This window comes from Nocardioides sp. URHA0020 (genome assembly GCF_000620705.1).
Taxonomy (GTDB): domain Bacteria; phylum Actinomycetota; class Actinomycetes; order Propionibacteriales; family Nocardioidaceae; genus Nocardioides.
In genome coordinates this window covers 808,758-823,553 of record NZ_KK211166.1, presented here as the reverse complement: position 1 = coordinate 823,553, position 14,796 = coordinate 808,758, and the positions used below count along the sequence as shown (strand labels likewise).

10 protein-coding genes are annotated in these 14,796 nt (G+C 68.1%); 5 read left to right on the top strand and 5 right to left on the bottom strand.

The annotated features are described in order from the left end of the window. Positions 1-36: 36 nt before the first annotated feature. Entirely contained in the window at positions 37-2,760 is a 2,724-nt protein-coding gene (locus tag N542_RS0108470; protein ID WP_028643558.1) for an AAA family ATPase, read from the top strand. A gap of 54 nt (positions 2,761-2,814) precedes the next feature. On the opposite strand, the gene N542_RS0108465 is transcribed toward N542_RS0108470, so the two are convergent. After that, positions 2,815-3,876 carry an alpha/beta fold hydrolase gene (locus N542_RS0108465; protein ID WP_231482559.1) on the bottom strand — a complete coding sequence of 354 codons (1,062 nt, stop codon included), beginning with the start codon at positions 3,874-3,876 and terminating at the stop codon, positions 2,815-2,817. Positions 3,877-4,023: 147 nt separating this feature from the next. Between N542_RS0108465 and N542_RS0108460 the strand changes: the two genes are divergently transcribed. The 4 genes from N542_RS0108460 to N542_RS0108450 all read left to right on the top strand — a co-directional run bounded on the left by N542_RS0108460 (position 4,024) and on the right by N542_RS0108450 (position 9,394). Continuing rightward, positions 4,024-4,884: an alpha/beta hydrolase gene (locus N542_RS0108460; RefSeq protein ID WP_028643556.1), complete on the top strand. Its 861-nt coding sequence runs from the start codon at positions 4,024-4,026 to the stop codon at positions 4,882-4,884. A gap of 9 nt (positions 4,885-4,893) precedes the next feature. Next, positions 4,894-5,751 carry an enoyl-CoA hydratase/isomerase family protein gene (locus N542_RS0108455; RefSeq protein WP_036506731.1) on the top strand — a complete coding sequence of 286 codons (858 nt, stop codon included), beginning with the start codon at positions 4,894-4,896 and terminating at the stop codon, positions 5,749-5,751. Between the two features lie 376 nt (positions 5,752-6,127). After that, complete coding sequence (locus N542_RS27465; protein ID WP_155992900.1) at positions 6,128-6,517, top strand: MarR family transcriptional regulator; 390 nt, start codon at positions 6,128-6,130, stop codon at positions 6,515-6,517. Positions 6,518-6,667: 150 nt separating this feature from the next. Further along, a complete protein-coding gene (locus N542_RS0108450) occupies positions 6,668-9,394 on the top strand; it encodes a helix-turn-helix transcriptional regulator (RefSeq protein ID WP_028643554.1) in 2,727 nt (908 codons plus the stop codon). Between the two features lie 69 nt (positions 9,395-9,463). Here N542_RS0108450 and N542_RS23980 read toward each other — a convergent pair whose 3' ends face one another. The 4 genes from N542_RS23980 to N542_RS0108430 form a co-directional block, all read right to left on the bottom strand. Beyond that, the gene (locus tag N542_RS23980) at positions 9,464-10,246 is read right to left on the bottom strand and encodes an MBL fold metallo-hydrolase (protein WP_036506728.1); all 783 of its coding nucleotides are present in this window, start codon (positions 10,244-10,246) and stop codon (positions 9,464-9,466) included. A gap of 4 nt (positions 10,247-10,250) precedes the next feature. Then, entirely contained in the window at positions 10,251-11,096 is an 846-nt protein-coding gene (locus N542_RS0108440; protein WP_028643553.1) for an alpha/beta hydrolase, read from the bottom strand. Positions 11,097-11,138: 42 nt separating this feature from the next. Further along, positions 11,139-11,963, bottom strand: coding sequence for an alpha/beta fold hydrolase (locus N542_RS0108435; protein WP_028643552.1), 825 nt, complete (start codon positions 11,961-11,963; stop codon positions 11,139-11,141). Between the two features lie 93 nt (positions 11,964-12,056). Next, on the bottom strand, positions 12,057-14,786 hold the full coding sequence (locus N542_RS0108430) for an AAA family ATPase (protein WP_028643551.1): 2,730 nt from the start codon (positions 14,784-14,786) through the stop codon (positions 12,057-12,059). Between the last annotated feature and the right edge of the window lie 10 nt (positions 14,787-14,796).

The window sequence follows — 14,796 nt, the reverse complement described above, 5'->3', positions numbered from 1 at the left end:
TACACCTCGCCCGAGAGACGTTCGTAGGTTGGCACGATGGACGCCCCCGCGCAGCCAGCCCTTCGCACCCTTCACGGGCGCGGGGTCGAGATCGCGACCGGCCTGCGCCACCTGCGGGCCGGGGTCGATGCCGGTGAGGGCCGAGTGCTCTGCGTCAGCGGGCACGGTGGGGTCGGCCTGTCCGCGCTGCACGACGAGATCGTCGAGCAGAGTCGTCGCCGCGGCAGCCATGTCGCTGCCGGGTCGTCAGTCGACCCTCGGTCGGCGGACGGCAACGATGAGCGCCAGAGCTATTCCGCACCGCCGTACGCCACCTTGGCCGCTGCGCTGTGGTCACCGTCGGGACCGCTGCTGACGCACGAGGAGTTCGCCGACCTCGAACACTCCCACGACCGCCCCGTCTGGCTGCTGGACCGACTGGCGTCAGCCATCGGAAGGCGGGCCACCCACCAGCCCGTGCTGATCGCAGTCGACGACGTTCAGTGGGCAGACCAAGCGAGCCTGTTCGCGCTCAAGACCCTGCCGGGCCAACTTCGCGCGGTGCCGGTGAGCTGGCTCATCACCGGCCGCGCAGGCTCGCCCCAACTCGACGAGATCGCCTCAGCCGCGGGTCATGACGTTCCGCTACTTCACCTGGCGGTTGGGCCACTGAGCAACCAGGCCGTCGCAGATCTTGCCGAGGAGCGACTGCGCTTTCAACCTTCGCCGACGTTGACCCGGATGATCCGCGGAGCTGGCGGGTACGCCGGACTCCTCGTTCACCTCCTCGACCACGTCGTCGAGGATGCGCCAGTCCACGCCCTGCCGACCGAGACGGGACATGAGGTCCTCCCGGACGGGTTCGTGTCATGCCTTCGGGCAAGAATCTCTGCCGACCTCGACCCGATGACCGTCGAGGTACTCCTCACCGGCGCAGTCCTGGGTCGTTTCAGCCTGGATGACCTCTCCGCGGTCGTGGAGCTGCCGCCTCGACGCCTGGTGACGGCCGTGGAGGCGCTGGTCTCGCACGGCTACCTGAAAGACGACGGGCGTCAACTGTCTTTCGGCCTCGACCTAGTCCGAGCAGGCGCCTACGCATCCGTACCGGAGTCGTTGCGGCAGTTGACGCACCGCGATGCGATTCGCCACCTGACCGAGCACCACCGGCCGCTCGGCGAAGTCGCGCCGCACGTCTGCGCCACAGCTCTGCCTGGCGATCGAGAGGCCGTTGCCGTCCTGCAACTGGCGGCTGCCGAGGAACGACACGTCGGCCAGTCGCTGACGCTGCTTCGCCGAGCCCGCGGACTCGTCGACCCGGCGGACCCGCTCCACGGCGAGCTGACCGCTGAGATCATCGACGGCCATTGCGGCGCCTCGATGTTCCAACAGGCAGTCGAGGAGTACGCCGAGAACGTCGTGAACAGCCCAACCGCGCTGGTCGCGGTCGCGCCGGCGTGGTGGATGTTCGGCCGCTACGACGAGCTCGTCGCCGAAGCCCGCCAGGGGGTCAACGCCGGACTCGACAGCCGCACGAACGCCCGGCTGAGCGCTATCGAGCGAGCTGGACTTGCCCGCACCGGCCAGCGAGAACCGCACGTGGCCTCCACCAGCGCAGACACCGTGACGCAAGCCTGGACCAGTCGAGCGGCCGGGACAGGAGCGCTGCTCCAGGGCTCGCCGGCTGAGGCGGCATCACACTTCCACCGCGCCGCCCGGGGTCTGGGTGCTGTCGTCATAGAGGAGCTTCATGCGCTGCTCGAGCTCGACGACCAGGAAGGTGCCGAGCACTGGCTGGACCAACAGGCCCTCGACGCACACCCGGGCGGGCCCCTCGACATGCAGCTCGAGCTAGGACGCTCGATGCTGCGCCTCTCGACCGGATCTCTGGCAGAAGCCTCCAGCCACGCCGAGCGTTGCGCCGCAGGGGCGGCACGGCTCGGCCAGGCGGACGTGGTGCTCGGGGCCCGTGACGTCCAGGCGCGAATCGCGCTCCTGCGCGGCGATGTTCGGGCCGCGGCCGCACTGGCGGCAACGTCCGACGACGTCGCGGGCCGGGCGCCAGCCGCCGCCTGGACCGGGCTCGTCCCCGCCATGGTGCTCTTCCTCCGCGGGGACACCACCGCGGCTGCGCAACGGGTACAGGCAGTTCTGACCGACCGACCCTTTACGCTCGCGACCGTTGAAAACCTGGTCGTTGCCCACCGAATCGCCCTCAGCGCCGGCGACCATCGCCTGACCGCAACACTCTCCGGGATCGCGGTCCAGCACGCCAAGGGCACCAGGACAGCAGCAGCCGTCGCCACGTATCTGGCTGGGTTGGAGGCCAACGACCCGGGTGCGGTCACTACCGCAGACCAGGCACTGGCGTCCTCACCTCGGGTCCTTCTTCGGGCGTTGATCGCCGGCGATCTGGGCCGCCTCCTCATTCGAGATGGGAAGCGCGACGAAGGCGTTGCCGCACTGGACCGCGCCTGGGAGCTGTACTCGTCCGCCGACGCAACGGGGGCAGCCGACATGCTGCGCAGGTCCCTGCGCCAGGTCGGCGTACGGCGGAAGCGGTCCGGGCCGCAGGCGCAGCGCGCAACGGACGGCTGGGACGCGTTGACCGAATCCGAGGTCCGCGTCGCGCTACTGGTCGCGGACGGGCTGAGCAACCGCGAGGTCGCTGAGGCGCTACTGGTTTCACCGAACACCGTCGCGACCCACCTGCGTGCCGTGTACACCAAGCTCGGGGTCGGCAAGCGGATCCAGCTCGCCCGGCTGGTCATGGACCGGCCCTAGCTGACGCGAGTGCCCGGAAGCGGCGAACCGCGTCCGGGCACCCTGGTTGGCGGATCAGCTGGTCGCAGCCTGCTCGATCATGTTCGTGACGACCTTCGGGTGGCTCATCATGGCGACGTGCGAGCTGTGGATCATCCGCGTGTGCGCGTGAGCGCGCTTCGCCATCGTCTTCTCTGCGGTCGGCGGGATGGCCTTGTCGTCGAGGGCGACGAGGTACCACGACGGGATTGTCTTCCAGCCCGGCTCGCCGGACGGGGTGCCGAGGGAGAAGTAGGACCCCGGCCGCTGCGAGGCCGCCATGAACTGGGTCGTCTTGCGCGGTAGGTCGGCGGCGAACACCTTCCGGAACGGGGCGTCCTTGATGTAGACGTCCGCGTCACCGTCCGGGTAGTCCGGGAACGGCTTCGGGTACGCCCTGGTCCGGACGTTTGCCAGGAGGAGGGACTCCTCCGGGTGGCCGCCGAGCTGGTTGGCGTCTGCGACGGTCTCGCCCTTCTGGAGTGCGTAGGCAGCGATGTAGACCAACCCCTTGACGTTCGGGTTGCCCGTGGAGGCGTTGGTGATGACGGCGCCACCGTAGGAGTGGCCGACCAGGACGACCGGTCCCTCGATGGTGGCGAGGAACGACCTCAGGTACGCGGCGTCGTAGTCGAGCGAGCGCAACGGGTTCGGCGGCGCGTAGACCGGGTAGCCGTCGGCCATCAGTTTCGTGGCGACCGCCTGCCATCCAGAGGCGTCGGCGAACGCCCCGTGGACCAGCACGATGGTCGGCTTCTGCTTCTGGGCACGGACCGCCTTCTCCAGAGCCGTCGCGCTGGTGACCGTGGTGGTCGACTTGGTGGTGGCCGGCGAGTTGTGTGCCTGTGCAGTCGAGACGCCGCCGGCGCCAAGCGCGAGCAGACAGGTTGCGGCGAGTGTTGTCCGCAGCACGGTGGTTCGGTTGTTTCTCATCTTCATGACTCCTCCAGAGACTTCTTTCGGATGGTCTCCGGAGTCAACGACCGCCGACGTGTCCCGCACATCGTGGTGTCGAACGGGATCGAACCGGGCGACGGTAAGCGCCGGGGGGTGGCTGCCGTCCCGGGCCTCACGTGTTCGGGCGAGGGGTGCACGCACCTAACCCGAACAGATCAGGTCATGGCCAAGATGTGAGGCGGCGGGTCGGTCGGCCGGTTCGGATCTTCACGGAAACGCACGATTCCGACGACCTTCGCCGCGTTCGACGATCGGGTCCTCCATTGAGCCCAAACCCGAGGAGCCGAAATGAACGACGTCACCCCCGCCCCCACCCAGTCCGAGCTCGACGAGGTCAAGAAGGCCAACGAGTCGGGCAAGCAGCCGGTCGTGTTCGTCCACGGTCTCTGGCTCCTCGACAGCAGCTGGGACCGGTGGGCCAAGTTCTTCGAGGACGCCGGCTACGCCGCAGTGACCCCCGGCTGGCCCGATGACCCGACCACGGTGGAGGAGGCACGGGAGAACCCCGACGTCTTCGCGAACAAGAGCGTCGGGGACGTCGCCGCCTACCAGCAGCAGATCATCGAGATGCTCGACCGCAAGCCCGCTGTCATCGGACACTCCTTCGGCGGCCTGCTCGCGATGATGCTCGCCGGCCGAGGTGTCTCGGCGGCGACCGTCGCGATTGACGCCGCCGGCGGCCGCGGCGTCCTGCCGCTTCCCGCATCCGCCCTCAAGGCCGCGGCGCCGGTCCTCGCCCACCCGAGCAACCGGCACAAGGCCGTCGCGCTCACGTTCGAGCAGTTCCGCTACGGGTTCGCGAACGCGGTCAGCGAGGAGGAGGCCCACCGCCTCTACGACCAGTTCCACGTCGCCGGCTCCGGCGTCCCGCTGTTCCAGGCCGCGTTCTCGAACATCAACCCCGGCAGCGAGGCGAAGACCGACAACAAGAACCCCGACCGCGGCCCGATGCTCGTGATCTCCGGCGAGCTCGACCACCAGGCCCCTGACGCCACGTCGAAGGCCATCTACAAGCGCCAGAAGAAGAACAAGGACCACCTCACCGAGTACACCCTCATCGCGGGCCGCGGTCACTCGTTGACCATCGACGACGGTTGGGAGGAGGTCGCCCAGACCTCCCTCGACTTCATCGCCCGGTTTGTGAAGTAGGCGGACGCCATGACTGAGACCCGCGTGAGCACGCTGTCCGTAACCGCAGCCTCCGCCGGTTGGTGGAAGGTCCTGTTCGAGAACCCGCCGATCAACATGTATGACCCCGGCGTCCTGCGCGACTTCCAGGACCTGGTCGCGAAGATCGAGACCGACCCGAACCTGAAGGTCGTCACCTTCGAGACGGCGAACCCGTCGTTCTTCATGGCCCACATCGATCTCACCCAGGTAGGCGGTGCTGCGGCCACCGACGACCCGGCGAGCTCGACCGCACCGGGACCGACAGGTCTGCCGCCCTGGCCGGACGTCTTGGTGCGCCTAGAGCAGGCACCAGTGTTGACGGTGGGGGTGTTGCGCGGGCGTGCCCGTGGCGTCGGCAGCGAGTTCCTGCTCGCACTCGACGTCCGGTTCGCGTCCCAGGAGCTCGGCATCCTGAGCCAACCCGAGATCGGCTTCGGGTTCTTCCCGGGCGGCGGAGGCATGGAGCGCCTTCCGCTTGCTGTGGGCCGCGCCCGAGCGCTCGAAATCATCGCCGGTGGTGAGGACTTCGACGCGGACACCGCTGAACGGTACGGATGGGTCAACCGCTCCGTCGCGGATGCCGACCTCGACGCGTTCGTTTCGCGCTTCGCCGAGCGGGTGGCCGCCTTCGACAAGCCAGCGCTCGCCGCAACGAAGGAACTACTCAACAAACGGGTCCGGATGGCTGAGCCGGCCGACCTGGAGGCGACCCAGGCGAAGTTCTTCCAGGTCTCGGCCGGGCCCCTGGTCGCGGGTCACGGCCAACGGCTCTTCGAGCTCGGCGGCCAAACCGACGGCGACATGGAGCGCAACTTGGGGGACCGACTGCTCGAGATGCAGGGGTAAATGGCTGGGGCCCGCAGATGTCTCGATCAGTCGCACCGCAGGGCGTCGACAGAAAAGTCGATCGAACAGCGCTCGATTACTGTGCTGAGGTGTCGTCTCGTCCGAAGCGTGACCGGTCTGCGCCGTACCGGGCCGATGAGCAAGGCTCAAGCCCTACCCTTTGGTACGTCATCCATCCAGCGTCGAGGCTGGAGACGAGCCATCCGTCATCCGATGTCTGCAACGGCGAGCGGTTCAGCTACACCGTCTCGGGCGCGTCGTCGTCATCCCACAGCGTTGGCTCAGGGGTCGCCTCGTCCATGTAGCGACGCTAGGACTGAGCGCCGACATTCGAAGCTTCAGTGCACAGTTGCGTCGAGTTGTCACCGAGCGTTGCGTGGCTGACAAACACCATCAACATCATGTTGGCTATCATGGTGATGTGACGCTTCGAACCCGTGCGGTTGCTGGCTTGGCCGAAGACGTCGGTAAGGCGCTCCTGCTCTTCGCCGACCGGCTGCGCGCCGAGGACGAGGCTGCGGCTGCTGAATCCCCTACGCCGCCAGGACGCTCCACGAGTCGTGTCGGGGGTACCCAGCTCGAGCTTCTCGAAGCTGTCCGCGGCTCAGGTGACGTCGGACTGACCACGCGCGAAGCGGCCGAGAAGGCGGATATGCACCCCAACAACGCGTCCCGCGCCCTCAAAGGACTTGCTGATCGCGGCCTGGTCTCCCGCGGTGATGAGTCCCCCGCCGTCTGGCGGGTGCTGCCAGCGCAGGACGGCTGAGCACGGCCGAATCGTGGCGGGGTCATCGGCGAGACGCGGATGCAGTCCTGCGAGGCATTGACGCGAACCTCGCGTGAGGTTCCTTCGTTGCGCTGAACTAGGGGTTGGTGCCTAGCGCCACAGGTGTTTGGCCTCATAGAGTCGCGGTTCATGGCCGAGGTTGCTGAGCTCCTGGGCCGAGATGCGGAGTTGCGCCAACTCGATGCGCTCGTCGGTCATGCACGAAACGGGCGGGCTGGAGCGCTTCTGTTGTCTGGCGAACCGGGCATCGGCAAGACGGCCCTGCTGGACGCCGCGTCGCATCGCGCCACCGGTCTACAGGTGCTATCCGCTGACGGCTACGAGGCGGAGTCGACGATGCCGTACGCCGCGCTTCAGCGACTGATGATCCCGCTCCGCGAGTACCTGTCGGTCTTGCCAGAACGCCAACAACGGGCGTTGCGTGTCGCCGCCGGGGTCACGGAAGGAACCGCACCGGACCGGTTCATGGTGGGGCTCGGCGCCTTGGGCCTGCTGGCCGCAGCCAGCGAGGACACCTCGATCCTCTGCGTCATCGACGACGCGTTGCACCTCGATGTCGAGTCCTTGGACGCTCTCGCGTTCGTCGCGCGCAGGCTCCAGGCGGAGTCTGTGGCCCTGTTGCTCGCCAGCCGCGACACCGCTTACATCGAGGAACACCTGACCGGTGTCCCCAGGTTGCGTCTCGGCGGTCTGGCTTCGGAGCCGGCCGCCGCCCTGTTGATGGCCTCGTCTCCTGAGGAGATCGATCCTGCGTCTGCGGTCCGGGCGGCTCTTGCCACCCGGGGCAACCCGCTGGCTCTCATTGACTTGGCCCGTGAGCTCGATGCCAGGCAGCTCACGGGATCGGCGTTCGCCGAGGAGCCGTTCCCCATCGGGCCCCGCCTGGAGAACTTCTACCTGCGTCGGGTCCGGGAGTTGGGGTCGGAGACGCAGCTCTGGGTCCTTGCCGCGGCCGCGGACTCCACCGGGAACCTGTCGCTGATCGAGTCGGCCACCGGGCAGCTTGGCGTGCCTGGCGACGCGGCTCATGCGGCTGAGGCAGCTGGACTGGTCGAGCTAGACGCTTCGGTACGCTTTCGACATCCACTGGTCAAAGCAGCGGCCTACAACGCAGCGACGGGCGCCACGCGACGTCGGGTTCATCGGGCCTTGGCCGTTGCGGCCGCCGACCTCCACCTCGTGGAACTGGAGGCGTGGCACGCCGCCAAGGCGACTCTGGGGACCGACGCGCAGGTGGCCGACCGACTCGAGCGAGTCGCCGACATGGCAGGCAGCCGCGGCGGATACGCCTCCAGGGCCAGTGTGCTGGCCCAAGCCTCGGCGCTGACCCCCGAGCTACCGCTGAAGTTTTCTCGTCTCGTCGCGGCCTCGGAAGCCGCTTTGGCCACCGGGGCGGCGCAGGTCGCCAAGTCCATGCTGGATGAGGTCGACGAAGCGCTTCTGGACCCGCTTGCCCGAGGCAGAGCAGTGGCTGTGCGAGCCAGCATCGCGCTGTTCACCGCCGACCCGGCGTTGCGGCACTCCGGGGCGGACATGCTCACCGCGGCTGAGGCCATGCGTCACGAGCCGGACCTGGCTCAGGGCGCACTGATCCAGGCCTTCTATCTGACGCTGCCCGCTGAGCGCGCCGCCACCGGGGTGAGCCTCGCTGAGCTCGGCAGGCGACTGGAAGAAGGCGCTGGTCTACGAGACGGCGTGGCAGCAACCATCTTGCGTGGGCTGAGTGCCCACATCCTGCTTCCGTACGACCAGGCCGTGCCCGTCATGCAGGCCGCAGTTGGCACTATCGCCGAACTCAGCGACGAGGACCTGTTGCGGTACGGCGTCGTCAGCGTGGTGTTGACCAGCGCACTGTGGGATGCACGTAGCCGGCAACAGTGCTTGGAGCGAACCGCTGCCGCAGCACGCAACGTGGGCTCGCTGCGCCTGCTTGACCAGGTGCTGTGGGCGACATCCATGGCCGAGCTACGCGGGGGCACACCACAGCGGTCGGCCCAGTGCATCGAGCAGATTCGCGAGCTGCGCCGCGCCATCGGCTACGACCCAACCAGCGTGCAGAACGCCGCACTACTCGCATGGACCGGGTCCTCTCAGGAGCACGTCGAGCAGGTGGCGGCCGCTGCCGCTGGCAGCGGAGTGGAGAGTGTGTATGCGGCCGGCATGCACGCCCTTGCTGTCCGCGACATCGCAGACGGCGCCTACGAGAAGGCCTTCGCACGTCTACAGCCGCTCATCGACACACCGTTTCTGCATGTGACGCCTCTTGAGTACGGAGACTTCGTCGAAGCCGCCGTGCGCAGCGACCGGCACGCGACGGCGCACCCGGTGGTGGAACGGCTTGAGTACCTCGCTGCGGTGAACGGGTCAGACTGGACGCTCGGCGTTGCCGCGCGCTGTCGAGCAATGGTCCAGGAGGACGCTGAGGTTGCCGAGGAGTGCTATCGGGCGGCGCTTGCTTCCCTGAGTTCTGCGGGCATGGAGATGGAGCTCGCTCGCACTCACCTCGTGTACGGGGAGTGGCTGCGGCGCGCACGACGGCGGCGTGAAGCAACCGAGCAGCTCCGAACAGCCGCCGAATCGTTCGACCGTGCCGAAGCTCCAGCGTTCGCCGAGCGGGCACGCCGCGAGCTGCGAGCCTCGGGCGAGGACTCGGGCCCACCCGATGCGGGCCGCGAGCGAGGGTTGACCGCCCAGGAGAGCACCGCGGCGCGGCTGGCTGCCGCCGGACATACGAACGCAGAGATCGGTGCCGTCATGTTCGTGAGCGCCAACACTGTCGACTACCACTTGCGGAAGGTGTTCAAGAAGTTCGGCATCTCCTCGCGCCGTCAGCTGGCGGACCGGCTGACCGGCTGACGGAAGGCAAGCCTGGGGACAACAACCGTCGAACCCCTGATGACTGCCACCCGGCTCGTAGTTCTTCGCTCACACCTCGAGAGGCACGCCCCTCGTCAACCACCGAAAGTGAGAAGGGACATCGCCGGAGACCGGGTCGAGGACGTCGTGAAGCGCGTTCTCCTGTTCGGAGAAGTGGCTCCAGCCCTCAAAGTGGACCGGTACGGCGATGCGCGGTCGGATGAGGTCAGCTAGTTCGATCGCGTCACGTCCCGACATCGAGTACCGCAGCGGCCCGGTGAGCCCGAACCTCACTGACCCGAGGTGCAACACGGCGACATCGACGTCAAGCCGCTCCGCGACCTCGCGGACTCCGTCGTAGAGGACCGTGTCGCCGGAGATCCAGACGACGGCGGGGTCGTCGACCCACTGCAGCGCGAAACCGACGACCTCGCCGGCAATCGGCCGGCTCAGTGGCGGCCCGTGCCGGCACGGGGTTGCCGTGATGGTGAGGTCGGGCAGCCCGGGAGCGCTCACCGCAGTCGTCTCCCATGCGGCGACGCCCTGCACGTTCGACGCCGTCAACCGGCGGGCGCCTGAGGGCGTAGTCACCACCGACCGGGCGCCGGGGAGCAGCGCCCGACCGGCGTCGTCGAGGTTGTCGGCGTGGTGGTCATGGCTGAGGAGAACCAGGTCCAACGGCGGGAGGTCGGCGACCGCGACCGCTGGGCCGGCGGTCTTCGTCGAGGACGTGCCCCAGCCGAAGGAGTATCGCCGGCCTGGCGGGTCGAAGGTCGGGTCGCTGAGGATCCGCCACCCGTGCGCCTCGACCAACACGGTCGGGCCACCGATGTGGGTGAGGCGCACGGTCATGGCGTCACGCCTTCGCGGAGGCGTGGGCCGTGGCGTGAACGACGGCCCAGGCGAGCGCCGTGTCTGCGATCTCCTCCCAGCCCGGCTCCGCGCACGTCCAGTGCGAGCGGCCGGGGAACTCGTGGAACTCGGTGATCGCCTTCGACTTCTTCTTCCAGTGCTTGTAGTTCGACTTGTTCACCGCCGGCGGCATGATGTGGTCGGACCCACCGGCGATGAAGAGCAGCGGTGCGCGGTCGTCGTTGCCGTAGTTGACCCAGGTGTCCTGCTTGCCGGGCTTGAAGTTCGCGAACAGGCCGAACTCCCACACGAAGAAGCCCGGGGCGGCGATGTGGTAGCGGTCGTAGACCTTGTCGGACTCCTCCTTGCTGAGCGTGTTGGTGAAGGCGTAGTGGAACTCCTCAGGGGTGAACCCGGCGGCGCGGTGCCGGTTGGCCGGGTTCTTGAGCACCGGGAAGAGCGACCTGGCCTGGGAGACCGGGTTGACCCGGACTCCCTCGGTCGGCGCGGAGTCGACCACGACCCCGGAGCAGCCGAGGCCCCGGTCCATGAGTAGCTGGGTGATGGTGCCGCCGAAGGAGTGGCCCATGATGATGGGCGGCTTGTCGAGCCCGTTGATGATCTCGCTGATGTGGTCGATGATTCCGGGCACCGTCTGGTTGGCGATGACGTCGGGGTTCTCGCGCAGCGCCTCGACCTCGATCTCGAAGCCGGGGTACGCCGGGGTCAGGACCGTGTAGCCCTTCGCCTCGAAGTGGGCGACCCAGCCCTCCCAGCTGCGCGGGGTCATCCAGAGGCCGTGGACCAGGACGATGGTGTCGGGTACGAAGTCGGTCGTCTGCTCACTCATGGGATTAGCTCCGTTTCGTTGTGCTGCTCGTTGTGTGGGTGGTCAAGAACCGAGGAACTCGAGCAGGTCGGCGTGCAGCCGGTCCCGGTCGGTGTCGGGCAGGGCGTGGGCGCCGCCCTCGTAGACCTTCAGGACGGCACCGTCGATGAGCTCGGCGGAGCGCTTGCCGCCGACCTCGAACGGCACGATCTGGTCGTCGTCGCCGTGGATGACCAGCGTGGGGACGTCGATCTTGGCCAGGTCCGGGCGGAAATCGGTGGCCGAGAACGCGGCGATGCACTCGTAGGCGCCGCGGTGTCCGCACGCCATGGACTGCAACCAGAACGCGTCGCGGGACCCCTGGGCGACGGCCCCGTTGCGGTTGTGGCCGAAGAACGGCCCGTCGGCGAGGTCGCGGTAGAGCTGGGAGCGGTTGGCCCGCTCGCCGGCCCGGATGCCGTCGAAGACGTCGATGGGCAGGCCTTCGGGGTTGTCGTCGGTCTGCAGCATCAGCGGCGGCACGGCGCCCACGAGCACGAGCTTGGCTACCTTGTCGGTGCCGTGACGCCCGATGTAGTGAACGATCTCGCCGCCCCCGGTGGAGTGGCCGACGAGGGTGACGTCGCTCAGGCCCAGTCCCTGGATGAGGCACGCGAGGTCGTCGGCGTAGGTGTCCATCTCGTTGCCGTGCCAGGTCTGGCTGGACCGGCCGTGCCCGCGCCGGTCGTGGGCGAGGGCCCGGTAGCCGTGCTCGGCGAGCACGAGTGCGGTGGCCTCCCAGGCGTCGGAGTTGAGCGGCCAGCCGTGGCTGAGGATGACGACGGGGCCGTCGGTTCCCCAGTCCTTGTAGAAGATCTGCGCGCCGTCGTCGGCGGTCACGTGCGGCATGGGTGCCTCCTTGGTTGTGGTCCACCCAGGTTGGTGCCGCCCTTGGAGTCGCGGACCACGTGTCGTACGTAGTCGTGACTGGCTCGGACCCGCCTACGCGCGGTCGAGTCGATCGGCGAGCTGCCGTCGCGAGGAGATGGCGAGCTTCTGGAAGACCTTGCGGAGGTGGTAGTCGACGGTGTTGGCGCTGAGGAACATGGTCGCGCCGATCTCCGCGTTCGTCCTTCCTGCTGCCGCTAGCTCAGCGACCGTCTGCTCCTGCGGTGTGAGGACAGGCAGATGTTGGCCGTCACCTGCCCGAACGGTCTCGCCCGCGGCTTCGAGCTCGCGGTTCGTCCGGTGGAGGAACGGCTCGGCGCCGATGCTTGCGAAGACCTCGGCGGCCGCGTACAGCTGGACCCGGGCTTCGCCACGCCTCCTCTGGCGGCGAAGCCACTCGCCGTACGTCAGGTGGGTCCGGCCCAGGTCGACACCCGACGTCGTTCCCTCCAGCAAAGCGAGTGCTGCCTGGAAGCTCTGCTCTGCCACAGCATCAGCCGCCACGACCGCGCGGGTGCGCGCCGCCACGCCCTGCGCCCACGCCGACCCGCACGCCTGCGCACGCGCTTCGAGCTGATCGGCGAAGCTGTCGGCCTCTTCGCGATGACCGCAGCGCGCGGCGGCCTCCGCGAAGTCCGGCCACATCAGCTGCGTGACGTGGAAGAAGGGGTCATCGACCAGCGGCTTGAGCTTGTCGTAGGCATCCTGGTACCGCCCTTCCGCGAGGTCCACTGTTGCCAGCGCCGACATAGCGCTGGCGTGCACACCGCCGAACCCCATGGCGTGGATCATCTCGGTCAGGCCGACGACCTGATCGCGAGTCGCTGACGACCAGGCCAGCACCGCCACGTTGATGACATGCTCGGCGTCGTAGCCGATGGCTCGGCGCAACTCACGGACCTGCTCCATGTAGCGGACCGCTCTTCTCGGGGTCCCGCCCATCGCCTCGCTCAGCGACAACACCCACAGAGCGTTGTCGAGCTGTTGCAACGAGCCGGCGTCGCGGGCCGCGGCAGCGCACCGCTCCAGGCAACGGCTTCGCGCCTCGAGGTCCCACAACGCCGTGGCGAGGGCGACGCTGCTGTGCCCGTAGGTCAAGATCTCCTCGGCGTTCATCGAGTCGTAAGCGACCAGCGCCTCCCGCATGGCTGGCACCGCGTCCGCGTACGGCAGCAGGATGAGTGCGCTGATGGCGCGCAGGATGGTCGCGGCGTGCCCCTCGTGGATGTCGGCGCCCGCGCGAAGTCGTTGGCCAAGGTCGGTCCAGTCAACCCCGATCGTGAGGCGCTCCGAAGGTAGTGCGCACTCCCAGGCCTTGATGAGTGCCAGTTGTTCTAGGTGGTCGTCCTCCCCGTGGAAGAGGGCGGCGGCGGTGAGTAGGTCAGCGCTTGCGCGTGTCACCGTAGGCGCGGCGGTGAACAGGGAGTGCTCGGCGCCGAGCATGAGGAGCCGCCCATGGGAGACCGGGTCCAAGGCGTCCTCGTCGATCTCGTCGAACAGGTTCTTTGCGAGTTGCGCTGTTCCTGATGCGAGCGCGGCCTCGGCAGCGCTGACTAGACGGGCGTACTTGCGCGACCCCGGAGGGGTCAGCGCGGAGGCTTGGATGAGCACCCGCGCCCGTGACGCGAACCCTCCTCGTTCGGCGGCGAGGTCCGCAACGTCCTCGAGGCGCTGCGCAACGTCCTCGTCGGTTCCCAGGGTGGCTTTCGCTTCGTGCCAGGCCTCGAGCTCTAGAAGCCCGGTCTTCTCGGCGATCGCCGCGAGGGCACGGTGCACTCGGCGACGGTCCTTGCCCGGAGCGGCGTTGTAGGCGGCGGAGCGGACCAACGGGTGCCGGAACCGCAGGGTACGGCTCAGCTCAACCAGACCCGCAGCTTCGGCGCTCTCACCAGCTGTGGCTGGGATAGCGAGTTCGCGGGCGGCCGAGGCGATGAGGTCGAGGTCGCCGGTGGAGTCCGCGGCAGCCACCAGCAGCCAGAGCCGTGTGTCGTCTCCGAGGAACTGGACCTGACGAAGGTAGAACGACTCCAGGTGCCGCCCCACCGGCACCGGTTCGTCACCGAAGCTGGACTCAGTCAGCTGGGTGACCGTGAGGTCATGGGCCAGGTCGACCAGTGCCAGGGGGTTCCCCCCGGTTGCGGTCACGATCTGTACGGCGACAGCCGGGTCGATGTCCTCGGACAGGGACTGGCTCAGCAACCGGACCGCAGCGTCGGGAGCCAGTCCGTTGAGACGTAGCTCGCGGACACCGGCCATCTGGGCCGTGTACTCGGGGATCTCGCGTCCGGCAAAGAGCAGCGCAGCGGACTCCGCCTCGAGCCGACGTCCGACGAATGCCAAAGCGTCTAGAGACTCACGGTCGAGCAGGTGCGCGTCGTCGATGACCGCCACCACCGGCATGGACCGACCGACCACGCCGAGCAGACCAAGGACGCTCAGGCCGACCAGGAACCGGTCCGGAGGGGAGCCGGCCTCGGTTCCAGATGCAATGCGCAGAGCTCGCTGGAACCGCTCAGGCAGCTCCGAAAGTTGCGGTTGCAACGGCAACACGAGGCGTTGGATGGCCGCGAACGGCATGGTCGACTCGGTCTCGTAGCCGTCGACACTGATGACCTGCGCACCGGCTAGTCCAGCGGTAGCGGCAGCCAACAGGGACGTTTTCCCGATACCGGGGTCGCCGACGATGGATACCGACCCGCCGCGTCCGTTGCGGGCGTCGCCGAGGACCACACCTATCTGGCGCAGTTCCTCGTCGCGGCCCAGTAGCGCAGCCGTCGACGTCATGGCTCGCGCG

Bases quoted from the DNA above. Each gene is read 5' to 3' on its own strand.
- N542_RS0108470 (WP_028643558.1), top strand. From the start codon at position 37: ATGGACGCCCCCGCGCAGCCAGCCCTTCGCACCCTTCACGGGCGCGGG.
- N542_RS0108460 (WP_028643556.1), top strand. From the start codon at position 4,024: ATGAACGACGTCACCCCCGCCCCCACCCAGTCCGAGCTCGACGAGGTC.
- N542_RS0108455 (WP_036506731.1), top strand. From the start codon at position 4,894: ATGACTGAGACCCGCGTGAGCACGCTGTCCGTAACCGCAGCCTCCGCC.
- N542_RS0108450 (WP_028643554.1), top strand. From the start codon at position 6,668: ATGGCCGAGGTTGCTGAGCTCCTGGGCCGAGATGCGGAGTTGCGCCAA.
- N542_RS23980 (WP_036506728.1), bottom strand. From the start codon at position 10,246: ATGACCGTGCGCCTCACCCACATCGGTGGCCCGACCGTGTTGGTCGAG.
- N542_RS0108440 (WP_028643553.1), bottom strand. From the start codon at position 11,096: ATGAGTGAGCAGACGACCGACTTCGTACCCGACACCATCGTCCTGGTC.
- N542_RS0108435 (WP_028643552.1), bottom strand. From the start codon at position 11,963: ATGCCGCACGTGACCGCCGACGACGGCGCGCAGATCTTCTACAAGGAC.
- N542_RS0108430 (WP_028643551.1), bottom strand. From the start codon at position 14,786: ATGACGTCGACGGCTGCGCTACTGGGCCGCGACGAGGAACTGCGCCAG.